Origin of the sequence: Desulforhopalus sp. IMCC35007, from assembly GCF_005116575.1 — a bacterium.
GTDB lineage: Bacteria > Desulfobacterota > Desulfobulbia > Desulfobulbales > Desulfocapsaceae > Desulforhopalus_A.
The window spans coordinates 186,557-211,005 of sequence record NZ_SWCN01000006.1; the positions used below are offsets into that span (position 1 = coordinate 186,557).

At 46.7% G+C, this 24,449-nt stretch carries 23 protein-coding genes; 18 read left to right on the forward strand and 5 right to left on the reverse strand.

Annotated elements, in window-relative coordinates:
* Positions 1 to 2 precede the first annotated feature (2 nt).
* Genes FCL48_RS08565 through FCL48_RS08580 form a run of 4 tightly spaced genes read left to right on the forward strand, consistent with a single transcriptional unit; the run spans position 3 to position 5,720 of the window.
* The gene (locus tag FCL48_RS08565; RefSeq protein WP_136871850.1) at positions 3 to 1,781 is read left to right on the forward strand and encodes an acyl-CoA dehydrogenase family protein; all 1,779 of its coding nucleotides are present in this window, start codon (positions 3 to 5) and stop codon (positions 1,779 to 1,781) included.
* 37 nt (positions 1,782 to 1,818) lie between these two features.
* Positions 1,819 to 2,766 (forward strand): MBL fold metallo-hydrolase, encoded by a 948-nt coding sequence (locus FCL48_RS08570; RefSeq protein WP_136871851.1) that lies wholly within the window; start codon positions 1,819 to 1,821, stop codon positions 2,764 to 2,766.
* 59 nt (positions 2,767 to 2,825) lie between these two features.
* Complete coding sequence (locus tag FCL48_RS08575; RefSeq protein WP_136871852.1) at positions 2,826 to 4,526, forward strand: acyl-CoA dehydrogenase; 1,701 nt, start codon at positions 2,826 to 2,828, stop codon at positions 4,524 to 4,526.
* A gap of 15 nt (positions 4,527 to 4,541) precedes the next feature.
* Positions 4,542 to 5,720, forward strand: a complete 1,179-nt coding sequence (locus FCL48_RS08580) for a 4Fe-4S dicluster-binding protein (RefSeq protein WP_136871853.1) — start codon at positions 4,542 to 4,544, stop codon at positions 5,718 to 5,720.
* 100 nt (positions 5,721 to 5,820) lie between these two features.
* Here the strand turns inward: FCL48_RS08580 and FCL48_RS08585 are convergent, their stop codons facing one another.
* Positions 5,821 to 6,573 carry a hypothetical protein gene (locus tag FCL48_RS08585; RefSeq protein WP_136871854.1) on the reverse strand — a complete coding sequence of 251 codons (753 nt, stop codon included), beginning with the start codon at positions 6,571 to 6,573 and terminating at the stop codon, positions 5,821 to 5,823.
* Positions 6,574 to 6,841: 268 nt separating this feature from the next.
* On the opposite strand from FCL48_RS08585, the gene FCL48_RS08590 reads away from it, so the two are divergent.
* Together FCL48_RS08590 and FCL48_RS08595 are read left to right on the forward strand one after the other, a co-directional pair.
* Entirely contained in the window at positions 6,842 to 7,051 is a 210-nt protein-coding gene (locus FCL48_RS08590; RefSeq protein WP_136871855.1) for a hypothetical protein, read from the forward strand.
* Positions 7,052 to 7,088: 37 nt separating this feature from the next.
* Positions 7,089 to 7,919, forward strand: a complete 831-nt coding sequence (locus FCL48_RS08595; protein WP_136871856.1) for a uridine kinase — start codon at positions 7,089 to 7,091, stop codon at positions 7,917 to 7,919.
* A 118-nt stretch (positions 7,920 to 8,037) separates the two neighbouring features.
* Here the strand turns inward: FCL48_RS08595 and FCL48_RS08600 are convergent, their stop codons facing one another.
* Complete coding sequence (locus FCL48_RS08600) at positions 8,038 to 8,445, reverse strand: MerR family transcriptional regulator (protein ID WP_136871857.1); 408 nt, start codon at positions 8,443 to 8,445, stop codon at positions 8,038 to 8,040.
* A gap of 239 nt (positions 8,446 to 8,684) precedes the next feature.
* Between FCL48_RS08600 and FCL48_RS08605 the strand changes: the two genes are divergently transcribed.
* From FCL48_RS08605 to FCL48_RS08635, 7 genes are all read left to right on the forward strand, one after another.
* Entirely contained in the window at positions 8,685 to 9,830 is a 1,146-nt protein-coding gene (locus FCL48_RS08605) for an acyl-CoA dehydrogenase (RefSeq protein WP_136871858.1), read from the forward strand.
* Between the two features lie 50 nt (positions 9,831 to 9,880).
* Positions 9,881 to 11,863, forward strand: a complete 1,983-nt coding sequence (locus tag FCL48_RS08610; protein WP_136871859.1) for a heterodisulfide reductase-related iron-sulfur binding cluster — start codon at positions 9,881 to 9,883, stop codon at positions 11,861 to 11,863.
* Positions 11,864 to 11,912: 49 nt separating this feature from the next.
* Positions 11,913 to 12,686 carry an electron transfer flavoprotein subunit beta/FixA family protein gene (locus FCL48_RS08615; RefSeq protein ID WP_136871860.1) on the forward strand — a complete coding sequence of 258 codons (774 nt, stop codon included), beginning with the start codon at positions 11,913 to 11,915 and terminating at the stop codon, positions 12,684 to 12,686.
* A gap of 11 nt (positions 12,687 to 12,697) precedes the next feature.
* Positions 12,698 to 13,615 (forward strand): electron transfer flavoprotein subunit alpha/FixB family protein, encoded by a 918-nt coding sequence (locus FCL48_RS08620; protein WP_136871861.1) that lies wholly within the window; start codon positions 12,698 to 12,700, stop codon positions 13,613 to 13,615.
* A 13-nt stretch (positions 13,616 to 13,628) separates the two neighbouring features.
* Complete coding sequence (locus tag FCL48_RS08625) at positions 13,629 to 13,940, forward strand: hypothetical protein (protein ID WP_136871862.1); 312 nt, start codon at positions 13,629 to 13,631, stop codon at positions 13,938 to 13,940.
* A gap of 115 nt (positions 13,941 to 14,055) precedes the next feature.
* Positions 14,056 to 14,475: a thioesterase family protein gene (locus tag FCL48_RS08630; RefSeq protein WP_136871863.1), complete on the forward strand. Its 420-nt coding sequence runs from the start codon at positions 14,056 to 14,058 to the stop codon at positions 14,473 to 14,475.
* Between the two features lie 309 nt (positions 14,476 to 14,784).
* On the forward strand, positions 14,785 to 16,002 hold the full coding sequence (locus FCL48_RS08635) for an OmpP1/FadL family transporter (RefSeq protein WP_136871864.1): 1,218 nt from the start codon (positions 14,785 to 14,787) through the stop codon (positions 16,000 to 16,002).
* Positions 16,003 to 16,073: 71 nt separating this feature from the next.
* Here FCL48_RS08635 and FCL48_RS08640 read toward each other — a convergent pair whose 3' ends face one another.
* On the reverse strand, positions 16,074 to 16,943 hold the full coding sequence (locus tag FCL48_RS08640) for a radical SAM protein (RefSeq protein WP_136871865.1): 870 nt from the start codon (positions 16,941 to 16,943) through the stop codon (positions 16,074 to 16,076).
* Between the two features lie 135 nt (positions 16,944 to 17,078).
* Between FCL48_RS08640 and FCL48_RS08645 the strand changes: the two genes are divergently transcribed.
* The 3 genes from FCL48_RS08645 (at position 17,079) to FCL48_RS08655 (ending at position 21,568) form a co-directional block, all read left to right on the forward strand.
* The gene (locus tag FCL48_RS08645; protein WP_136871866.1) at positions 17,079 to 19,100 is read left to right on the forward strand and encodes an NADPH-dependent 2,4-dienoyl-CoA reductase; all 2,022 of its coding nucleotides are present in this window, start codon (positions 17,079 to 17,081) and stop codon (positions 19,098 to 19,100) included.
* A 318-nt stretch (positions 19,101 to 19,418) separates the two neighbouring features.
* Positions 19,419 to 20,696: a double-cubane-cluster-containing anaerobic reductase gene (locus FCL48_RS08650; protein WP_136871867.1), complete on the forward strand. Its 1,278-nt coding sequence runs from the start codon at positions 19,419 to 19,421 to the stop codon at positions 20,694 to 20,696.
* Positions 20,697 to 20,806: 110 nt separating this feature from the next.
* Positions 20,807 to 21,568, forward strand: coding sequence for an acyl-CoA dehydratase activase (locus FCL48_RS08655; protein WP_136871868.1), 762 nt, complete (start codon positions 20,807 to 20,809; stop codon positions 21,566 to 21,568).
* Positions 21,569 to 21,571: 3 nt separating this feature from the next.
* Here the strand turns inward: FCL48_RS08655 and FCL48_RS08660 are convergent, their stop codons facing one another.
* Positions 21,572 to 22,330 (reverse strand): ThiF family adenylyltransferase, encoded by a 759-nt coding sequence (locus tag FCL48_RS08660; protein WP_136871869.1) that lies wholly within the window; start codon positions 22,328 to 22,330, stop codon positions 21,572 to 21,574.
* A gap of 134 nt (positions 22,331 to 22,464) precedes the next feature.
* Between FCL48_RS08660 and FCL48_RS08665 the strand changes: the two genes are divergently transcribed.
* Positions 22,465 to 22,857, forward strand: coding sequence for a YkgJ family cysteine cluster protein (locus tag FCL48_RS08665; RefSeq protein ID WP_136871870.1), 393 nt, complete (start codon positions 22,465 to 22,467; stop codon positions 22,855 to 22,857).
* Between the two features lie 345 nt (positions 22,858 to 23,202).
* Positions 23,203 to 23,808: a PEP-CTERM sorting domain-containing protein gene (locus FCL48_RS08670; protein WP_136871871.1), complete on the forward strand. Its 606-nt coding sequence runs from the start codon at positions 23,203 to 23,205 to the stop codon at positions 23,806 to 23,808.
* Positions 23,809 to 23,891: 83 nt separating this feature from the next.
* On the opposite strand, the gene FCL48_RS08675 is transcribed toward FCL48_RS08670, so the two are convergent.
* Positions 23,892 to 24,404: a YgjV family protein gene (locus tag FCL48_RS08675; RefSeq protein ID WP_136871872.1), complete on the reverse strand. Its 513-nt coding sequence runs from the start codon at positions 24,402 to 24,404 to the stop codon at positions 23,892 to 23,894.
* Positions 24,405 to 24,449 lie beyond the last annotated feature (45 nt).

The window sequence follows — 24,449 nt, forward strand, 5'->3', positions numbered from 1 at the left end:
TAATGGCTGGAAAGTTACTAAAAGGCGGCGAATATCTGATTGCTGAGACTCCATGTGAAGAGGTCTTTACTCCGGAAGATTTTACCGATGAACAACGACAGATTGGAGAGACAACCTCACAATTTGTTGAAAATGAAATTATTCCTCATCTTGAAGAGATTGAAAACAAGAACTTCGATCTTGTTATTGAAGGCATGCAGAAGTGTGGTGAATTAGGGCTTTTGATGATGGATGCACCGGAGAAATTTGGTGGTCTGGAGCTGGACAAGGTCTCTTCCATGCTGGTGGCGGAGAAGATCTCCTATGCAGGACCATGGTCGGTCACCTACACGGCTCACACCGGTATTGGTATCCTGCCGCTTATCTACTTTGGTACCGATGCCCAGAAAGAACAGTATCTGGAAAAAGTCACCTCAGGTGAGTGGATAGCAGCCTATTGTCTGACCGAGCCAGGCTCGGGCAGTGACGCCCTTGGAGCCCAGGCAACTGCCGTGCTTTCTGAAGATGGCAGTCACTATATTCTCAACGGCACCAAGCAGTTTATCACCAACGGTGGTTTTGCCCAGCTCTACACTATTTTTGCAAAGATCGACAAACAGCATTTCACCGCCTTTCTGGTAGAGAGAACCTTTGAGGGTCTCGTGGTCGGCCCTGAAGAGAAAAAGATGGGTATCAAAGGGTCGTCTACCACCCAGATTATTTTGGACAACTGTAAGGTACCGGTCGAAAATCTTCTTGGTGAAAAGGGAAAAGGCCATAAAATTGCCTTCAACGTTCTTAACATTGGTCGCTTTAAGCTGGGTGCCGGTGTCACAGGTGCTGCAAAGATGGCGATGGTCGATGGTATTAAATACGCCAATGAGCGAAAACAGTTTAATACACCAATTGCCAAATTTGGTGCAATTTCAGAAAAGATTGCCGATCTTATGGCCCAGATTTATGCCTCTGAATCACTGGTGTACAGATTTGCCGGAATGCTTGATGACAAGCTTGCGACGATTGATAAAGGTATCGACAACTACTATGAAGAGTATTTGAAAGGTATCGAAGAGTTTGCTCCCGAGTGCGGTATTGCCAAAGTTTTCTGCAGTGAAGTGCTTGCCAAAACGGTGGATGAAGTTGTGCAGATCCACGGTGGATATGGTTTCCTCAGCGAATATCCTGTTGAAGGCTATTACCGCAATGAAAGGATAAACCGTATCTGGGAAGGAACAAATGAGATTAACAGACTGCTTATTCCAGGGATGATTCTCAGAAAAGCGATGAAAGGTGAGATGCCGCTGCAGGCGGAAGCCATGAAGGCGTTTGAGGCGTTAATGACGCCAAGTTTTGAAGAACTTGACGAATCCATCCTGTTTGTTAAAGAAAAAGATCTTATTAAAAATCTCAAGACCCTCTTCCTGATTCTGGCGGGTGCAGGTGTCCAGAAGTTTATGGATAAGATTGCAAATGAGCAGGAGATCCTGATGGCGGCAGCAGATCTCGCTATTCAGATATTTGCTCTGGAAAGTGCGGTTCTCCGCGCAGAGAAGAACTTTGGTAAGGCAAGTGAGCGCAAACAGGAACTCCTTGGCGCTGTCGTTAAAATCTTTGCCTTTGAGGCCGCTGAGACTGCTGCCAAAGCGTCTCGAAAAGGTGCTTTCTATATCGAGGAAGGTGATACGCTTACCATGATTCTGTCAGGGGTGAGACGTTTCACAAAATACGATGCCTCAGGGCTTCTGGCCGCCAAGCGCACTCTGGCTGTTGCGGCATTTGAAGAGGAAAATTATCTTTTCTGATTCTGGGGCGCGGTGATTTTCTCTACAACGGATCAGTATGGTTGATTTTACGCAACACACTATTAACACCCCCTATGTGGTTGGCCCGGTTCACTGCTATACGGCAACAATCAATGGAGAACTTGTACTCTTTGATACCGGGCCTCCCACGAAGGAAGGTTCTTCTTATCTTCAAGAACATATTGATCTGGATAGATTGCGGCATATTATCGTTACCCACTGCCACATAGACCACTATGGTCAGGCGCTGTGGCTGGAAAAACGGTGTGATGCCACAATCTATCTCCCGTATAGAGATGCCTGTAAGGCTCACCAGCACACGAGGCGAATGGGGGAAATGTCGCTGATCTTGTCAGAGATGGGCTTTGATGCAGCCTATCTTGAGGAGCTCGGAAAAGTATTTGCCAGTGGGGCGATTCTGCCGCCTTTTCCTGACAACTACAGCATAGCTGAGACCGATATCCCGGATCATTTAGGGATTGGTGTTCTTGCCTGTCCAGGACATTCTCAAAGTGACCTGGTCTATACCGTGGATGATTACGTTATAAGTGGTGACACCCTCTTAAAAGGCATCTTTCAGTCGCCTCTTCTCGATGTGGATCTGGAAACGGGAGAGCGTTTTCATAACTATTCCGCTTACTGTGACACAATTGTTAAGCTATCTGCTCTGGAGGGAAAAAAGGTACTGCCGGGACACCGTCATAACATTATCAGCATTCAGAACACTCTGGAGTTTTATCTCTCAAAACTACTTGTAAGGGTGCAACAGCTCCATCAGTATCTTGGGGAAGATAATCTGATGCACCTTATTGATAAACTGCTGGGCGGCAGGATGCAGGATGTCTTTCATATCTACCTCAAAGCGTCGGAAATTGTTTTTATGATGGATTTTCTCAAAGACCCGGAACGATTGCGGGCAGCCCTTGAAATTTCTGGCTTATGGCCTGAGGTTCAGGCCTTGTACAAGGCCGCCGTGTTGGAATGAGAGTATCCGTGGTGCAGACAGCCCAGAGGTGACACTTCACCGAGAAAACAGGAGAAAATGTGGAACTATTCAATCCTCAGAAATATAAGCGTTTTCATGCCGATCCCAAGTCAGAAGAGCTGGCCTTAAAAACCATTGCGTTTTTTGAGACAAAAGGCCTTAAAAAAATCAAAGAAGACGATCAGGCCGCCGTCTGGTATGAAGATTTTCTGGAATTTATAGAGAAAGAACAGATCTTTGCCCATTTTCTGACTCCTGCCAGCTACAGTAAGCTCGGGGGGCGCTGGGATATGTATCGGATCAGTGAATTCAACGAGATTCTCGCCTTTTATGGTCTCTGTTACTGGTACGCCTGGCAGGTGACTATTCTAGGCCTTGGCCCCATCTGGATGGGGGAAAATGAAGAGGTCAAACAGAAGACCGCAAGATTGCTTGAAGAAGGCGGCGTGTTTGCTTTTGGCCTCTCAGAGCAGACCCATGGGGCTGATCTCTATTCTTCGGAAATGAAGCTTGTTCCAGATGGTAAGGGCACCTATCTGGCCAAAGGATCCAAATATTATATTGGTAATGGTAACTGTGCAGGCCTGGTCTCCACCTTTGGCAAACTGGAGCCCACCGGTGATTATGTGTTTTTTGTAGTGGATCCCAAGCACGATTGCTATGAATGCGTGAAAAAAATAGCGACCTCAGGTGTCCGGCAGGCGTATGTTGCCGAATACAGACTTGACGACTATCCCATCACAGAAAAAGATATTCTTTCGCTGGGCGAGCTTGCCTGGAATTCATCTCTCAACACCATAAATATAGGTAAGTTTGAGCTGGGCTGCGCTTCTGTGGGGATTGCCACCCACTGTTTTTACGAGGCGCTCAATCATGCAGCAGGTCGAAATCTCTATGGACGCTGGGTGACCGACTTTCCCCATGTGAAAAAACTGTTTTGTGAAAGCTATGCAAGGCTGATTGCAGCAAAGCTGGTGGCCTTCAGAGCGGCAGATTATATGCGGGCTGCCTCAGACGATGACAGGCGCTATCTGCTTTTTAATCCTGTGGTAAAAATGAAAGTGACCGGCCAGGGAGAGCGGGTGGTGCATCTGCTCCATGAAATTATCGCCGCCAAAGGATATGAACAGGATACTTATTTTGAAATGGCCCTGCGCGATGTGGGGATGCTGCCAAAGCTTGAGGGCACAGAGCATGTGAACATGGCCCTTATCATTAAGTTCGTAAAAAACTATTTTTTTGCTCCTCTTTCCTATCCAGCCGTGCCCCAAATGAAAGAGGCTGGAGATGACGAGTATCTTTTCAGACAGAAAACAGGAAAACTGGCGACAGTTTCTTTTCCTGACTACGCAATAGCCTATGAAGGGTTAACGGGCCCCAATGTACTTCTGTTCTTTGAACAGGTTAAACTGTTCAGAGAGTTACTGGTTGCGGCCCCACCGACCGTTGAGCAGGCGAAAAATATCGACTATATGCTTGGGGCAGGAGAGTTGTTCACCCTTGTGGTCTATGCCCAGCTCATCCTTGAAAATGCAAGGATCTATAACACGGATAGCGATGTGATCGAACAGGTTTTCAGCTTTCTTATCAAAGACTATAGTCGTTTCGCCCTACAGATGATTTTGAGCTATGAAAATTCTCCGGAGCAGGAAAAAACTTTCAACCGGATGATTAAAAAACCTGTTAATGATATTGAAGGTTTTGAACGTGTCTGGGAGCGTGTGTACGCTCATAGAGATCAATACATCATGAATATGTAGAGAAAAGGAGTTGTGATGGGTCACCATCTTGATGGAAAAAGCAGCATTGTACCGCTTATTGATCGTCTGAATAAATATCCCATCGGCTTGCCGGATAGTGACAAGTTGCGGAGGATCCTGGCAATTATTTTTAGTGAAGATGAGGCCTTTATTGCTTCGCGCTTTCCACTCACAGAGGCGACTCTGAAGGAACTTGTGCGCTCGACAGGCTGGGAGAGTGGCAAGCTTGAGCCAGCCCTTGATAAAATGGCAGAAAAAGGTCTTGTCTTTGAGTCAAAATATGGAGGTAAAACTTACTATCTTCTGATGCCGGGTCTGATCGGATTTTTTGAGTTTACCTTTATGAAGCAGCGTCAGGATCTGCCTGTGGCGGAGCTTGCCCAGCTCATGGAGGAATATCTTTTTGGCGACCCTGAGCAGAAAATGGGCAGGGAATTCTTTGCCTCAAAAACACCTCTGACGAGAACTCTTGCCTATGAGGAGCACATTCCGGTTTCCTCACAGGTTGCAACCTATGAAAGTGCCCGGGAGATTATTAAAAATGCTGGCTATGGCGCCATTGGCATGTGCTACTGTCGGCATAAAAAAGAGCACTTAGGCAAAAGTTGTGACAAAAATGCCCCCACCAAAGAAATCTGTATCTCTCTGGGTACTGCTGCAAAATTTATGGTTCGCCGCGGCTTTGCCGAAAAACGGAGCACAGATGAGCTGTTGAAGATACTCGAAGGTGCGCGGGATCTCAATCTCACCCACATAACGGACAATATCCGCTACAAACCTTCTTTTATCTGTAACTGCTGCTCCTGTTGCTGTGAGTTGCTTGGTGGCGTGCAGCAGGGTTTTCCCATGGGGGTGGCAAAAACCAACTACACCCTGGCAATCGATGAAGAAACCTGTGTCGGCTGCGGGCTCTGTAAAAAAGCCTGTAACGTTACAGCGCTCGAACTTACCCCTGTTCTGGGGAAGAAGGTGAAAAAACAGATGCGGGTGATGGCGGATAATTGTCTGGGCTGTGGTGCCTGTATCAGTGCCTGTCCTACCCATTCCCTGTCACTGGTGCCCGCCGTTCGTCCTGAGGTCCCTGAAAAGAAAAAGGATCTTATGAAACAGATCCTCAAAGAAAAGAAACGGCTGACGCCTTTTATTGTTCAGACAATTAAAACGAAAATCACGCGGAAATTCGGCTTGGGGTAGGTGAAACTGGGGTTACCTGCCTGTGTAGCAGTCCGGACTACGCGACGGTCCGGGCTGCTGCTCTTTGACTGAAGCTGTAACAGTAAGGATAGGGGGCAGGTTAGAAAATCTTCACTTGCTTGCGGCCGAGGGTTGCCCAGAGAGGACTGCCGTTGTTTGCTGTCAAATCCCGGCAGACGGGAACCACCTGCATATGATTGTGCAGGATGGTTTTGATCTTGTCATCTGTAATTCGAATGGGGCTATTTGCATCGAGCGGTTGGAAGAGTTCATCGACAACAGCGGTTACACAAGGATGGGTACACAGTTTTTCCGGAGTTGTGATCTGACCTACTTCTCCCATGTTGAACCATCCCCGGAATCTGCCGTCGCTGCCCTGCAGACGCAGACCAATCCCTGCCAGAGCACCCACTACCCCATCTCCGGTACCGCCATGTTCAGACAGATGAACATTGGTTTTGTTGGCCAATTGATAGGCCTTATCTTTGTTTAAAATAGTAGTTTTTGCCTGTTCACCAAAATATATGAGTGCCTCTCTGTTGAGTTGCTCACTTTCCCTTGCAACGCAGAGACCCGGATCTGAACCGGGAGCTGAGTGCTGCTTGAGGTAGGTTGAGGTAAAATCGATAATATTATTGTAGGCAGAGTCGTTTATAAAAGCCGTAAAACACATTGAGCTGTTGTGGGAGGTGTAGGGGATGTCATCATGGTAAAAGAGCTGGTGCCGGGTAATATTGGAACAACTCAAAGCAAGGCCTTCTACAATGAGTGATTCGGTGAGGTTTTCCGCAAGCTGCCCCGACCCGATACTCTCAAGGTTGTCTGTATCATCAATACTGAGGTAAATCTGCATATTGTCTCCAAAGTCATGGTGCCTCGCCCTGCAGGCCTTTTAAAAAGTGAAAAAACACTAAACCTTTCGTTTTGTAAGCTGTCAATAATTCCATGTTGAAAGTTTGTCTTTTGCACCTTAAATAACCTTAAATAACTTAAAATAACTTTCATCCTGCACTTGCCAACTGGTTTCACAGCACATACGATATATACAGTCGGGAAGCCGACGAAACGAAACGACACAAGGCATTGCCCTTATGCACTATTTTAAATTTGGAGAAAATATAATGGCAGGAAAAATATTTTACCGTGAACGATCAAAGGCTAAAGAAGGCTCACGTAGTCCCCGTTACCGTATCATTGCAGTAAGCGGTATAGATCTTAAAGTATACGCCGATCACTTAAGGAAAAAAGAAATCGAGCAAATTGCTAAAGAGACCAAGTCGGACCTGATTCTTTTAAAGCGTGATCCAAAATCAGAATCAGAAAAAAAATAGCCATAATTGGAACTTTGCATAGTGGGAGAAATATAATATGGCATTGGTGCGAGAAAAAGATGGTAAAAGACTTCACGTCAAAAGTAACCTGATGGGTGAGAGCCTGGTGAGTAAAGAATTTATCGACCAGCTCGACATTGCCCCTCAGGAGAGACTCTACCCCGATGTAAAACTGATGAAGATTGGTGGGCAGTCTATCTGTGACCGAGGCGCAAAAGCTCTTCCTCAGGTATTAAAAGAGATCGTTCGTAACCGTGCAGATCACAAGATGGTACTCACCACAGGTGGCGGTACCCGGAGTAGACATATCTACACCATCGGGCTTGAAATGGGTATGCCAACAGGGGTTATCGCAAAATTCGGCAGTATGGTTTCTGAGCAGAATGCCTTGATGATTGCAACCTTGCTTTCTCCCTGGGGCGGGGTGCAGATCAGCCATTCCGATATAGTCAAGTTACCCACCTATTTTGCCGAAAATATTATCCCGGTCATGCATGGTATGCCACCTTATGACTATTTTGCCATTAAGCCAAAGGTGGGGCGCATTCCGATTCATCGAACTGATGTTGGACTTGTGATCCTCGCTGATCTTGTCGGTTCAAAGACCGTGCTTTTTATAAAAGATGAGAACGGTCTGTACACCGAAGATCCAAAGAAAAACCCGGATGCAGCTTTTATAGCCGAAATCGGGGCACAGGATCTGCTTGATAACGGCCAGGATGATCTGGTCATTGAGCGTCCCTGTCTGGAGATCATTCAAAACAGTGAAGTACTGGATAAGGTACAGATTGTTAATGGCCTGGTTCCTGGGAATATTACCAGAGCACTCAATGGTGAACATGTGGGGACGTTTATCTATAAGCAGTAAACCATTATTAAAATTATTAGCTGTGTCATCTGCTGGCAGGCTGATCATAAAAAAAGAGAGCCCCTATCGTACGATAGGGGCTCTCTTTTTTTTGCAGAAATCAATATTTTCTATGGGGCTATTTTTTCTTGGCCTTGTCGTTAAGCAGTTCGGTTATGCGAACCCTGTAGTCAACAATATCATTGCGAAGAGACGACAGGTTTGCCATCTTTTCATCAACCCTTGCGATGTGGCTGTCGAGTATCTCAATCAGTTTTGGAGTGATGGTGTCGAAATTTTTTTCGTTGATATCGAAAATATCTGAGAGCTCCTGTATCTCTTTGAGTGAGATGCCCATGGTCTTGAGTTTGAGGATAAATTTGAGGCGCAGGATATCCTCACGATTGTAAGACCGGGTCGCACCATCAAGCCTCTCATTTCTTCCCATCAGGCCTATTTCTTCATAGTATCGAATTGTTCGGGTAGTGATCTTAAGGTTTTTGGCTAATTCACCAATCTGAACGGATTTTAAGTTTGCTGTACTCATTGTCGCTTCCTTTGTGGAGGTGGTATCACCTTTACGTAATATGTTAACGTAAAGGTAGCATGGTCAATGTTTATGTGTCAATTGAAAAAAGATGCATTCTATCACCTGTTGAGGATTGTAGGAGCAAGTGTGAAAGTTTGATTAATTGTCTTGACCTTTACGTAAACATTTTTTATAAAGGAAAAAGATTATGAAGATGTGTGATGTTAAGTTGTAATTTCTCTTAGGGAGAATGAGTTATGATTTTTGAACACACTGAAGAACAGAGTTTGTTGCGTGAGATGGTTCGTGAATTTGCAGAAAAAGAGGTTCTGCCATCGGCCAGGGAGCGTGATGAAAATGAATACTTTGACCGGGCTCTGATGTTTGATCGCCTGGCCGAGCTTGGCCTTACCGGAATAGTTTTTCCAGAAAAATACGGTGGTGCAGGTGCTGATTATATCAGTTATGCCATCGCAGTCGAAGAGCTGTCGCGGGTCTGTGCCTCCACGGGAGTGACCTTGTCAGCCCATCTTTCCCTCGGTTCCAATCCTGTCTATCTTTTTGGTAATGAGCAGCAGAAAGAAAAGTTTTTAATACCTCTTGCCCTTGGAGAAAAGATGGGAGCTTTTGGTCTTACGGAAACCTCTGCTGGCTCAGATGCGGGTGGCACGAAAACCACCGCTGTAAGAGATGGAGACGGCTGGAGAGTAAACGGATCAAAAATCTTTATCACCAACGCGGGTGAAGCCGACACCTATATCGTCTTTGCCAGAACAGACAAACAGGCGGAAAAACACCATGGTATTTCTGCCTTTATCATTGAAAAAGGTAGCCCAGGCTTCTCTTTTGGCAAAAAAGAGCAAAAAATGGGTATCCGATCTTCTCCAACAATGGAGATCGTCTTTGAAAACTGCATTATTCCCGCTGAAAACCTTTTAGGAGAAGAAGGCCAGGGTTTTAAGGTGGCCATGAAAACTTTGGATGGGGGACGAATTGGCATCGCGGCACAGGCCTTGGGTATAGCCCAGGGCGCTCTTGATGCGGCGGTAAGTTATGCCAAAGAGAGGAAGCAGTTTGATAAGCCTATCTGTAGTTTTCAGGGCGTACAGTTTCAGCTGGCCGATATGGCAACGCAAATTGAGGCCGCACGGCTTCTCATTTACAATGCTGGATACAGGGCAAGTAGGGGCCTTGGTTATTCCCAGCAATCTGCCATGGCAAAGCTCATGGCCAGTGAAACGGCGATGAAAGTGACGACCCAGGCGGTTCAGATCCTTGGTGGCTATGGTTATACCCGTGACTTCCCTGTGGAACGCATGATGCGGGATGCAAAAATCACAGAAATCTATGAGGGCACGAGTGAAGTGCAGCGCCTGGTTATCGGTAGTAGTTTGACGAGGTAGTCGCAAACGCAACAATATTGATCTATGACCCACTGTAACTGGAGAAAATAATGGAATACACCAGGGAAATATATTGGAATGTCGGTCACGGGGCCTGGACTCTTGTTCCTATGTACCTGTTGGCTATTTTTGCCATTGGTTTACTGGTAAAGGGCTTTTATGGCCGCGTTAAAATCTATCAACAGGGGCAACCTCTTGTCCGTGATGATCAGCGCCTGAGACGGCTTGTTATGATGCTGCAAAATGTCCTGTTACAGAAAAAAGTCAGCCGGGTGATCTGGCCCGGCCTGCTCCATGGTCTTTTTTTCTGGGGCTTTGGCCTGCTTTTCATCGGTACGACCCTGATCGTTATCCAGGCGGATTTCACCGACCTGCTCTTTGATGTAAAATTTTTAACGGGAACCTTTTATAAACTTTTTTCCATCGTGCTGGATATTGCAGGCCTTGTCTGCATGATTATGCTGGGCGGGCTTCTGGTGCGCCGCTATTTTTATGCCCCCGAAGGGCTGGAGACCAAAAATGACGATGCCATCATGCATAGTCTGCTGTTTGGTATTTTGATTACGGGTTTTCTCATAGAAGGGGCACGAATGGCGGTGACCGAGCTTGGAACCCCTCTTGCTCCGTGGTCTCCCGTTGGTCTTCTGGTTGCAAACGCTATTGTCGGCATGGGTGAAGGCGGTCTTCTTGCCCTGCACAAGGTCACATGGTGGTTTCATCTTCTTCTGGTGATGGCTTTTTTTATTCTCATCCCACTGACTAAATTCAGACACATTCTCACTACGAGCGCCAACTACTTCTTTACTGATCTCGGGCCCAAAGGCAAACTGGTCACCTTAAACCTTGAGGACGAAGATGCGGAAAGTTTTGGGGTCTCGAAAATCGGAGAAATGACCTGGAAAGACATCTTTGACACAGACGCCTGCACCCTCTGTATGCGTTGCCAGGATCGTTGTCCCGCATTTGCAACTGGTAAACCCCTGTCCCCGATGAAGGTTATCAATCAGCTGGGCGAGGTTGCCTTCGATGCGCCTGACAGTGTCCTTGTCGATACCATTGGAAAAGATGTTCTCTGGGCCTGCACAACTTGTCGTGCCTGCCAGGAGATATGTCCTGCGGCAATCGAACATGTTAATAAGATCATAGATCTCAGGCGCTCCATGGTGTTGATGGAAGGCGAGTTTCCTGGGGAAGAGGTGATGGCGGCCATGGAGGCCACGGAAGTGAACGGGAATCCTTTAGGGGTCGGTTATGCTGAACGTGGGGACTGGATCACCGATCTCGGTATTAAGACCCTGGCAGAGGATACAGAGGTCGAAATACTCTTTTTCGTCGGTTGTTATGGCTCCTTTGATAAACGCAATATTGCGGTTGCAAAAAGTTTTGTAAAACTTTGTCAGGCGGCTGACGTTAAGATTGGTATACTCGGTAAAGAGGAGAAGTGCTGCGGTGAGCCCATGCGCAAAATGGGAAATGAGTACCTCTATCAGACCCTGGCAAACGAAAATATTGAGACGTTTAAGAGTTATGGGGTGCAAAAGATTGTAACTGCTTGCCCTCACTGCTTTAATACCTTGAAAAAAGATTATCAGGATCTCGGTTTTGAGGCCGAGGTTATGACCTATACCGTTTTCCTTGAAGAACTGCTCAAAAGTGGCCGGCTGCGCATAAACGCTCAGGACCTCAGTTGCACTTATCATGACTCCTGCTATCTCGGCCGTCATAATGACATCTATGAGGCGCCGAGAAAATTAATCGAGGCCGCTGGAGGAAAACTGGTGGAGATGGAGAAAAACCGAGCAGAGGCCTTTTGCTGCAGCGCGGGTGGCGGGCGCATTTTGGCAGAAGAAAATATCGGTGAGAGGATCAACATCAGGCGGGTGCAGATGGCTGCTGAGACTGGAGCCGATGTTCTGGTTTCAAACTGCCCGTTCTGTTTGACAATGTTTGAGGATGGTGTGAAAGGTGCCGAGCTCGAAGGGACCTTGAAGCCGAAAGATATTGCGGAAATATTGGCTGAACGAATTCAGTAAAAAGACGAACCAATTTCAAATTACTCAGCTCTGAAAACTGGAGGAAATAATGAAAATACTCGTATGCATCAAGCAGGTTCCTGATATGGAATCTAAATTCAAGATAGATGAGCGTGGAACCTGGTATGCAAAGACTGATCTTGCCTGGCGAATGAATGAGTACGATGAATATGCAGTCGAGCAGGCGGTTCAGCTAAAAGAACAGGTGAAGGAAGGAGACATCACGGTACTTTGTATCGGTTCGGATCAGGTCAAGGAAACCATGAAAAAGGCCTTGGCAATGGGTTGTGATCGTGGTGCCCATATCCTTGATGAAGACGTGTCCACCAAAGAGCCCTATATGATAGCAGGCGTTATTGCAGAATATGCAAGAGACAAGGGCTTTGATCTGATTTTTACAGGAATGCAGTCCCAGGACCGTGGCAGCGGTCAGGTTGGCCTGCTCGTGGGTGAGATGCTGGGAATTTCAGGCGTCTCTACGGTGGTTGAATTCTCCTATGCGGATGGAATGGTTGAGGCAAAACGAGAGCTTGAAGGGGGGGTGAAGGCCTGTCTTAAAGTGGCAACCCCTGTGGTGATCACCTGTCAGCTCGGTTTGAATACTCCACGCTATCCCACTTTGCCAAATATCATGAAGGCCAAGAAAAAGGAGTTGCTGACCACAAATATTGCAGAGCTGCTCAAGGTTGATGCCCGTCAGGAAACACTGAAAATGTATTTCCCAGAGAAAAAAGGCGGGGGACAGGTACTCGAAGGCGATGCAGCTGATCTTGCTGACCAACTCATCAAAATACTTAAAGATAAAACCGGCGTTCTTGCTTAGGAGGCGACTTGATGAAATTATTACTTATTGCAGAAAGCAGAGAAGGAAAACTCCTGGGCGGCAGTTACGAACTCATGGCGTTTGCCAAGGTTCTCGGAGCGGAAACCGCAATGTTTCTGGTGGGCAGTGAAGCTGCTTTACCCAAGTACGATGGAAAACTCTACCTGGCCGACGTGGCTGAGGCAAAAGAATATAACCCGGATGCCCATAAGGCGCTGATTCTCGATGTTGTGGCCAAGGAAAATCCCGACTGTGTGGTTTTCTGTCACTCCTCCTACGGCTGGGATCTGGCTCCACGCCTTGCCTTTGCGTTAAAGGCGGCTCAGATCTCAGAGGTTGTTGGGGTGGACAATGGAACAATGGTGGTACCTGTATGTAATGCCAAGCTGCGTCGTGATGTGAAAGTGGGTACGGAAAAAACTGTAATCACCTTGCAGAGCGGCGCGTTCGCCCTGACTGAGGAGCCAACAGGTAGCCCTGCGGTTGAAAAAATAACAGGAGCAACTGACGCAAAGATTGAATTTACCGGCTATGAGCAGGCGGCAGCCGGTGGAGTTGATCTCGGTAAGGCCCAGGTTATTGTCAGTGCGGGACGTGGAATCGGAAAGCCGGAAAACGTTGCGATGGTGGCTGATCTGGCCAAGGCCCTGGGCGGTGAATATGGCGCCAGCAGGCCTGTGGTGGATTCAGAATGGGTAGAACATAACCGTCAGGTCGGTACAACCGGCCAGACAGTGGCGCCAAAACTGTATGTGGCCTGTGGTATTTCAGGAGCCATTCAGCATCTGGCGGGGATGAAGAAATCAGAATTTATCGTGGCCATTAATACGGACAAGGATGCACCTATTGGAGAAGTTGCCGATGTCCTGGTGGTTTCTGATCTCAAACAGTTTGTGCCGATTCTAACGGAAAAAATCAAATCACTGTAGGTGGAGCTTCATTATGGTTGAGGAAATATTTGCAGGCCTGACAAACGCTTTTGTTCCGGGTTCTGTTGGAAAGCCCATGACCTTCTACTTTTCTCTGGGCGACATCAAAAAGACCGTAAAACTCAGCTCGGAATCATGCGAGGTCTGTGAAGGCAAGGTGGTTGATAGTGCGGACTGTGTCTGCAAGACCAGTCCTGAATTTTTCGTTAAGATCTGGGATGAAGATTATCGGCCAGGAATGAAGGATTTTCTCTCGGGGACAATCAAGTCAAATAACCCAAATGCATTACAGGATTTCTTGAGAGGGTTCGGCAAGCCTTCCTGATGCCTTTCTCACCGTAACGCCCCGGTATCTTTGACCGAGGACACCGGGGCGGGGCATCTTTTAGAGGTATGTTTTTAGCCTGTCGGTATATTGGTGCAATTGCAAAGGGAGAAAAATGAAATACTTAACAGAGATAAAGGTGAGGGGATATCATGCCGATTTCTATGGGCATGTCAATAATGCCAGATATCTAGAATTTTTTGAAGAAGATCGATGGGCGGTATTGGAATCAAAAATTGACCTGAGAAAATGGGCAGAACGAGGGCTTATCTTTCTCGTGGTAAATATAAATGTCAATTACAGAAGTGCTGTACCTGTCGGGGCAATCCTTGTGGTTTCCACCGATGTTGCCGAGATCGGGAGGAGAAGTGTGGTCTTGCAACAGAAAATTCTTTTTAAAGGCAGTGATAAAGTGGCAGCAGATGCCCTTATCACCTTTGTTGTGGCCGATAAAAGCGGTAAAGCGGTTGTCATGGAGGGAGAGATTTTAAAGGAAATTGAAAAAATAAAAATCCCTGAAACAGAAACCTGTTGATCTGATGTATTCGCTATGTTCTGTATTCAAAAAGAGCAGGTTCCAGAGTAATGGGCAAAAAACCCTCAACCGATCAGCAATAAAAGGTTTAAGTTATCTTTATAGTTGACATATATTAGGTTTATGTATTAGAAATGAGACACGCCCTAGAGGGAGGGTAAGGTTATCAATGAGGTTCACCTGTACGTAAAGGTCATATATAGATTGGATGCTTCTGAGTTTGGCTATTTGTGGTCAAATCGGAGCTTAGGTATCTGCTGCTTGGTCGGGCAGGTTCGTTGAACTTCTTAATACTGAGGGGAAAAGAGTATGAAGAAAAAATTTTCTGTACTGGCGTTAGCATCTCTTTTTGTTGCTGGTTCTGCAATGGCTTCTGGCTGGCGTATTCCGGAGCAGTCCGTTGATTCAACTGCAAAGGCCGGGGCAAATATTGCATCTGCGGTAAGAGCCGATGCCGCATATTACAATCCGGCTAACATGTCATGGATGGAAGATACCTGGCAGATTCAAGCAGACATGACCTACATTTATCTCTCACCGATTCAATACGAAGATTATAGAACTTCTTTCTATGACAGTGAATCGGAAAGTGAGCACTTTTTTGTTCCCACCGGTTTTATGGTGTCACCAAACTATGGTGGGGCTCGTTTTGGTCTTGCTATTGTCGCACCATATGGATTGGCTAAACAATGGGAAGACCCATATGCAAAAGCGAGTGCTGAAGAATTTTCCCTGGAGGTGATTGAAGTAAATCCTACTGTTTCCTATGCTCTAGGTGATATGGTCTCCATCGCTGCTGGTCCACGTATGCTCTATGCTGACGCAACTGTCTCAAGTGATGCTTCAGGCATTGGTGTACCGTTATCAAGAAGTATGGAAGGGGATACTGTGGAATGGGGCTGGAACGTTGCTCTCGCTGTTAAGCCCTATGACAATTTAAATATATCAGCTACATACAGGTCGAATGTTGATCTGGATTTTGATGAAACTACTGACCTGAACTTGATGGGAACTGTGCTGAGGACTCCTGCATCTGTATCTGTTCCAGCCCCCGCAGTACTGGCTTTTTCAGTAGCTTATGATATTCTCGACAATTTAAATGTTGAATTCACTTATGACAGAACGTTCTGGTCTGAATATGAAGAGCTTGATTTTAATTATTCTCCACAAATTCCAGGAAATCCATTTGAGGCCGCTGTTGCAAGAGACTGGGATGATACGGATGCATTTCGTATAGGCTTAACTTACGGTTTAAACGAAAAAATCGATCTGATGGCTGGATTTGGCTATGATAAGAATCCTATCCCAACGGAGCATGTTGATTTTTCTATTCCTGATTCCGATGCATGGCTCTATTCTGCCGGTCTGCAGTATAAGCTCAACGATAATCTCGATCTTGGTATCGCTATGTTGTACGATTACAAAGAAACCCGTGAGGTTACAGTCGATCCTGCGGGTAGAATCTATGGCGAGTTCACAGATGCCTCTGCTTTTCTTGTAACTGTAGGCGTTAACTACAGGTTCTAAGCGGCGACGTCGATCGTTTTGTACAAACGACCCTCTGTTGCCATGAGCAGCAGGGGGTCGTGTTGTTTGTACTATAGGCCACGCATATATTCAGGCTTTAAGTTTATCTTTCCAGCCAGTGCTTTTTGTATGAGTTGCAGGGTGGCTTCTTTGTCGCCTGGAAGCTTTGCCCGTATGGGGAGGTAGTTTGAGGCATGGTTTGCGTGGAAGTAACCGTTTGAGAGCGTGGTTTCTGAAAACATGATAAAGAGTTCTTCCAACATCTGCTCTGCTCCAGGCAGGACGAAGGTGCCTTTTTCTGCTTCCTGATAGAGTGGCGTGTTTGGGGTGAGCATGAGGCTGAGTGCACCGACAAATTCAGGGTCAATTGCTGTGAGAACTCGCCCTGTTTCTTTTGCATGAATATGGGAACGTTCAAGGCCTGCAACGCCTAAAAGAACGGTGATTGAGAGCTTCATACCAGCTGCGCGAAGCTTTTTACCCATGTCAATCATCTGCTGGCTTGTAGCGCCTTTGTGGATACCAGTCAAGGTGACATCATCGCCCGACTCAAGGCCCATATAGGCAATAGTGAGACCAAGGTTGTAGAGTTCCTGGAGCTGGGCTTCATTTTTCATCTTTATGGATTTGGTGTTGGCGTAGGTACCGACCCTGGTCACCCATGGGAGTTTTTTATGAATCTGTTCAAGGATGGCAAGCAATCGTTTCTGGGGGATGATCAGGGCATCTCCGTCGCAGAGAAAGAGGCGCTCCTGTCTGCGGCAATGCTTAGCTGCAAAGTCGATGTCGGCCATGATCGTTGCCTCATCTTTTATGGAGAAGCGGCTTCCCTTGTACATCCCGCAAAAAGTGCATTTGTTATGGGAACAGCCGGTGGTAACCTGTAGCAGGATAGAGTTTGCTTCACTGGGGGGTCTGAAAATGTTTCCCTGATAATGCATAACCGATACCTTGAGATAAATTATTTGTTGAAGTCGTTGAAAAGAGGTGAACACAACAATAGTTATAGTATAACTATTTAGAGGTGCAAGGAAAAACCAGGTAATACAATTACGTTATGGAGGATTCAGTCGAATATGAAAACGGGAAAAATTGCCTACCCAAACCTGCTACAACCTCTTGATCTGGGATTTACGACTCTCAGAAACCGGGTGCTGATGGGCTCAATGCACACAGGTCTTGAAGAGGAAAAGGGCGGCTTTAAAAAGATGGCTGCTTATTTTGCAGCCCGGGCAGCCGGTGGTGTGGGTCTTATAGTAACAGGGGGTGTTGCCCCTAATCGTGCCGGTTGGGTTTCTCCTTTTTCGATTCGCCTGGCAAAAGCATCCCAGGTGGCGGATCATCAATGTATCACAAAAGCGGTTCATGATGCAGGGGGCAAGATCTGCATGCAGATCCTGCATACCGGAAGATATGGTTATCACCCTCTCTGTGTTGCCCCCAGTGCAATACGGGCTCCCATTAACCGGTTCCGACCACGGGCACTCAGTGAAAAAGGCATAAAAAGTACTATTGCAGACTTTGTCAGATGTGCAAGTCTTGCAAGAGAGTCGGGTTATAACGGGGTAGAAATCATGGGTTCAGAAGGTTATCTTCTGAACCAGTTCATTGCCCGAAAAACCAATAAAAGAGAAGATGACTGGGGTGGGCCTTTTGAAAACAGGGTACGTTTTCCTCTTGAAGTGGTCCGCGGAGTACGCAAAGCTGTTGGTGATGATTTTATCATCATCTATCGTCTCTCCATGCTTGATCTGGTCAAAGATGGTTCCAGCTGGGAAGAGGTTGTCGCTCTTGCTCAATTAATGGAAAAGGCGGGGGTTTCTATCATTAACACAGGTATTGGCTGGCATGAGGCGAGGGTTCCGACCATCGCCACAGTGGTTCCAAGAGCCTGTTATGCCTGGGTTACCAAGAGGCTGATGGGAGAGGTGAATGTCCCTCTGGTTGCCACGAACCGGATAAATATGCCTGATGTGGCCGAATCAGTGCTGGCAGGTGGATGTGCCGATATGGTCAGTATGGCGCGGCCTTTTCTGGCTGATCCCGAATGGGTGAGGAAAACGGTATCTGGGCGTAGTGATGAAATCAACAGTTGCATAGGCTGTAATCAGGCCTGTCTTGATCATATCTTTGCAAGAAAAACCTCAAGCTGCCTGGTTAACCCCAGGGCCTGCCATGAAACGGAACGCCCCTTTATTCCGGCCACACAAAGTAAAAAAATTGCGGTCATTGGAGCAGGACCCGCAGGCCTTGCCTGCGCAACAACTGCTGCGGCCCGAGGTCATAAGGTGACCCTCTATGAGAGAACGGCACATCTCGGTGGCCAGTTCCGTCTGGCGAGACAGATTCCCGGAAAATCGGAGTTTGCTGAGACACTGCGCTACTATAGAAGACAGCTGGAACTCTTTGAGGTAGATGTGCGGTTGGAATCTTCACCTGCTGTTGTAGAACTCAAGGAGTTTGATGAAATTGTTATGAGTACGGGGGTGGTGCCAAGGAAAATCTCTATCCCAGGGATTGATAGCCCAAATGTGTCCTTGTATAACGAAGTCCTTGCTGGAGACAAGGTTCCAGGTCAGAAAGTTGCCATAATAGGGGCAGGAGGCATTGGCTTTGACGTGGCAACTTATCTCCTTCATGACCAGGGAGAAGAAAGTATTCCATCTTTTATGGCGGAATGGGGGGTTGACATGGATTACGCTACCCCTGGTGGTCTTATGAATGTGGAGAAGAGCATCCCCAAACGGACGGTGTATCTACTCCAGCGAAAAACAACAAAGCCTGGTGCAGGTCTTGGTAAAACCACAGGCTGGATACATCGGGCCAGCCTTAAAAAAAATGGGGTGAAGATGCTGACCGGTGTCGAATATCTCTCTGTCGATCCTGGAGGGCTGGCAATTCGGCAGGGTGGTGAAAACCTTCTTCTTGAAGTGGATGACGTCGTCGTCTGTGCAGGTCAGGAATCAGCCCTGGATCTGGTTCATGAACTCGACAGTGCAGGTGTCGCATACCATCTCATCGGTGGAGCCTTGGAGGCAGGAGAACTTGATGCCAAGCGGGCTATATCCCAGGGGGTGGAAATAGCTGACAAGCTTTGATGTGGAGGTAAAGTAACTATTTCATCCAGTAAACTGTCTGTATTATGTATTAAGCTGCTTGGAGGGCATGGGGAGGTAATCAAAAGATTGTCTCCCCTTTTTTATTGGTAATTCCTATTTAGGGTGAATTTGACATAGGTATTACCTGTTGGACAGATTGGTGCAGTATGGGCTATATGCTTCATTTATCGCTGAATATCTGAAGGAAAACAACCTGTTTTTCATGATATTTTTTCTGACGAGTGTGTGTAAAAGACGGAAATCCTGAGCTGTCTTCATGTGTTAAAAATCAAAGATAGATATGAGAGGAGTGGACAAATGGCAGAAGATTACAGACCAATGTGGAAAGAAATGGGCCTCAACCTTGAGGCGCACGATCAGCTTCTGGGAGTATTAGGACAGGCGTATACCGATGTCTTTCTGGCACAGAAGAATCGCCCTGATACAATGGCCTATTTCGACTTTGTCATGAGTGAGGTCCATGGCCTTCGGATCAAGGAATTGCTTGATGAAAAGGCCGCCGGAAGAAAAATTATTGGTTCCTATTGTGTTTTTGTTCCTGAAGAGATCGCCCTTGCTGCTGGCGCTACCTTGGTGGGGCTCTGTTCCGGTGCTGATTTCGCCATGGAAGAGGTAGAAAAACTGCTACCGCGCAATACCTGTGCCCTTATAAAATCCGCCTTTGGTTTCAAAATAGGTAAGGTCTGTCCTTATCTGGAAAGTGCAGATATGGTTGTAGGTGAGAATACCTGCGACGGCAAGAAAAAAGCCTATGAAACCCTGGGACATATGATTGATAACCTTTATGTGATGGATCTGCCCCAGGTTAAGTCCGCCAATGGCAGAGCACTGCTGAAAGCTGAATATCTTCGTTTTAAGGAGGCAGTGGAAGAGCTTACGGGAGTCTCCATTACCAAAGAATCCTTAAGAGAGGGGATCCGGGTGGTAAATGCAAAACGAAAAGCCATGCATCGTCTGCTTGCTCTTCGCAAAGCAGACCCCGCGCCAATCTCAGGTCTCGATGCACTTTTGGCCAATCAGGTCTTTTTCTATGACAATCCTGCACGTTTTACCGAGTCGGTGAATAAAATCTGTGACGAACTGGAGCAGCGTATTGCAAAAGGAGAGGGGGGTTTTAAGGTGAAAACTCCAAGGATCCTCATTTCTGGTTGTCCTCAGGCGGTACCAAACTGGAAACTCCCAATGATTGTAGAGGCATCAGGAGGCGTGATTGTCGGTGAAGAGTCCTGTGTCGGAGAGCGTGGTACCAGAAATCTGACAGATGATAGCGGTGAAACCGTAGACGAGATGATCGAGGCTCTTGTGGATAGATACTTCCAGGTGGATTGCGCTATTTTTACCCCAAATACAGAGCGCCTGGATCACGTCAAGGAGATGGCCCAAATGTATAAAGCCGATGGCGTTATCCACTACGGTCTTCAGTTCTGTCAGCCCTACCTGATGGAAGCGATTCCTGTTGAAAAATCGATGGAGGAAAACGGTATCCCCTGTCTGCGGATTGAAACAGACTACTCCATGGAGGATATGGGGCAGCTGAAAACCCGGGTTGAGGCATTTATTGAACAACTCTCCTGATTCTTGCAGGAGGACAAGACAGGGGCTAGCTGAATTAGTCCACGGGCAATCTTTGTTGTCAATTGACACAAAGATTGCCTCCGGTCAGGAAAAAGAGAAGGTGAGGTATTATGCGTTATGCCGGAATTGATATAGGCTCTCGGACCATTGAACTGGTCGTGGTTGATGAGGCCGGTGACATGGTGGCTAGTTTGCAGGCTGATACGGGTTTTGATCCTATTTCTGAGGCCAAAAAGATGCTTGAACAGGTCGAGTATGACCAGATACTTGCCACAGGCTATGGACGAAACCTCTTTGAGCTCTCCTTTGATGCGCCCACGGTAACAGAAATAAAAGCTCATGCCACCGGAGTTGCCAGACTTTTTCCAGATGCCCGAGCAATTCTTGATATCGGAGGACAGGACAGCAAAGCGATAGTTCTTTTTGATACGGGTAAGGTAAAAAAGTTTGAAATGAATGATCGTTGTGCTGCGGGAACTGGAAAATTTTTGGAAATCATGGCCCGGAGTCTGGGCTTTGACATCGATAACTTTGGAGCTGAAGCTCTTCTTGCCGAAAAAGAGATTAATATTTCAAGCATGTGTACGGTTTTTGCCGAATCAGAGGTGACATCGCTGATAGCAAAAGGAGAGAGCAGAAGGGAAATCGCTCGGGGCCTGCATGACAGTGTCGTCCGGCGCGCCGTGGGGATGATCCGCAGAGTCTCAGCCGATGGAGATGGAGATATTGTCTTTACCGGTGGCGTTGCCAGGAATAGCTGCATGGTCGCTCTTTTGTCAGAAAAACTTGGCCGCACGGTCCTTGTCCCGGATGATCCTCAGTCGATCGGTGCCTACGGCGCTGCCCTTATAGCCAGACAGACCCTGCAGTAGGACTCAATTATCGTCATCTGGAGTCCTGGTGAGTTCGAAGATGGCGAGATTGGCAATGGTGAGTCCAAATATTCCCGTGATTGTGGGAAGACTGCCGAGGATGTTTCTTGACCTGCCACGCTCACTATAAGGAGTCTCTCCTATAGTTGCATCTTCTTCTGGCGGGGTATAATCGAAAGCCACTTTTTCTGTAGAGTAGACGCATTGTATCCCACGGCCAACCTCTCGTCTTCGCAACCTTTTACGCAGATGTTTTGCCAGCGGGCAGTTTGAAGTATCAAAAATGTCACCTGTTCGTATGAGCGTGGGATCCGTACGCAGTGCCGCTCCCATGGAGCTTATTGTGGGAATACCGCGTACATATGCTCCGTGGAGCAGCTGGGTTTTTGGATTCAGGGAATCAATCGCATCGATAAGCAGGTCTGGTCTCGGACTAAAAATCTCCTCCAGGGTTTCCTCACATGCAAAAATGGGGAGTGCCTGGACAATGCAGCCTGGGTTGATATCCATGAGCCGTTCTTTAAGGACATCTACCTTAGGGCGGCCAAGGGTTGATTCCAAAGCAATGATCTGCCTGTTGATATTACTGGTCTGGACGGTGTCAAAATCCACAATACGCAGAGCTTCAACCCCGGCCCGGGCAAGGCCCTCCAGGACATATCCGCCTACTGCGCCCAGGCCTACCACCGCAACTCTTTTTAACTGGAGGCTTTGAAATCGCTTTTTACCAAGGAGTTGCTCTGTTCTTCTGAATCGATTCATATCAATATCTCGTTAGATTCCTGTTTTTTTTCTCTCAAATATGCTAGATACGCCAGTTTTTATTTAAAAACCACACTTGATTCGCCTGCTTGATGCAGACAGAACAGTATAGCGTATTTACCCAGAGAATTCGTATGTTAAAAATTCCCGCTGTTGCAACCCGTGTTGATGATCTTGCCACCTGGGCAAAATATAAGAAAAAAATGTGTGACCGCTGCACAGGTACCTGTTGCAGCCTGCCGGTTGAGGTAAAGGCTGTAGATCTTGTACGACTTGACCTCATCGATGCATTTGAACTTGATGACAATATGAAGCGCATTTTCAAACGGCTCAGCAAAGATGGGCAGGTAGAACACTACCATGAAAAAACCGGGCTTTTTACCCTGACTCGCATGGCAAACGGGGACTGTCTCTATCTTGATCCTGTAAGTCGGCGCTGCACCGTCTATGAAAAGAGGCCTGATACCTGTCGCAACCATCCTCAGGTAGGGCCGCGGCCAGGTTACTGTGCCTTTATTCCGAAATAACGAACCCATTATGTCTGAAAAAGAGAAAGCATTAATTAATGATGAACTATATTTACAAGTATAACAATATGTAATTATTAATAAAATACACACATAAAAGAAGGTGTTATTTGTCGGATTTCTATGGAGTCGCAGCCTGGCAAAATAATTATTGATGAACAAATCAAGCTCTTAGATATCTTTTCCGGTTTTTCATACCACAATGTGGCGCTTTAACTTTCTCTACAGATAAATATGCTTTTATTACTGGCTGTTACGAGATATCATGATTTTCGTGTGATCTGGCATTTTTCTTGCTATTCTGTAGTCAGTCAAGCAGTGTTTGTTGAAATAAAAGGAGAGAGTATGAGATCATATCGTTTAGTAATAGCACTAATCAGTATCGCAGTATTGTTTATAGCAAGTCCTGTTTTCGCATTACCAATGGCTGGTGACACCATAAAAATGCAAAATGATTGGACATCCCCCTATACCATGACACATGATGGTAAAGACTACATTTCGTTCTGTCTGGAAAGTCAGGTATATTTTACCCCTGGTCACGAATATTACGTAGACTCTGTAGGTAATTATGCAGATGGTGGTGGAGGTGGTGCTGTTGATGGTAGGGATGAACTGTCAATCGACACAAAATGGCTGTATGCGGCCTTCGCCTCAGATGTGTTTGGTGGTGTGACTAACGCTGGTCAAAAAGTGCAAAAAGCTATCTGGTATCTGGAAGATGAGATTGGCGGTCAACAGTCGGCTTGGAATGAGTTGAAAGACTTTGATTTTGATGCTTCCGGATGGAACGTTTTCGCAGTAAATATAACAGAGGGTTCGACTTGGGGTGGCGCAGACAGGCAGAGCCAGTTAGTTGGTGTTGCCCCTGTTCCAGAGCCTGCCACTATGCTGCTGTTTGGCGCAGGGTTGCTTGGTCTGGTAGGAGCGAGATACCGTCGCAAGAAGTAAAATTCTAGTTCAACTCAGTGAATACAATGGATCAGGGCCAGAGATGGCTCTGATTTTTTTTTGTCATTTTTTATGCCCTATCTCTACGGAGCGAGGATCTGTTTTTTTGGGCGTAGGTAAAACCTATAGTATCCGACGACATTGGAACTGAGGAAAAACAGCTCAAGGATGACTGCACCGGGCGAGCCTGCAAGAATGTTATGGACCAGCCAGAAACATGTGCCAACAAACATCAGCTTTCGTAATATCCTGTCCTCTTTACAGAAAGAAGCCACGGTACCAAATGTGCCTCCCACGCAGCCAAGAATGGACAACAACCCTTCGTAGGTAATGGTCGCCAGTATCCAGGTTGTCGCAACAAAGAAATACATTAGAACCCTGGAGGTCGAAAAAAGAGAAGTGGCAAAGCGGACAGTAGCTACCAGACCGAGGCCAGCAGCTGTCCAGTGGCCAAGTATCATGTAGTGGCTTGAGATCAGAACACAGGATATCATCAGGCAGAAAACGATATGTTTTCTCTCTTTAAGCTGGAAGGATAATATATCAGTACAAAGAGCAAGCCCTACAAGAATCTGGGACAGGGCAAATGATGACATGCGGGTGGACAGCCTCGGTGGAGTTGATAAAAAACGACGATGTCG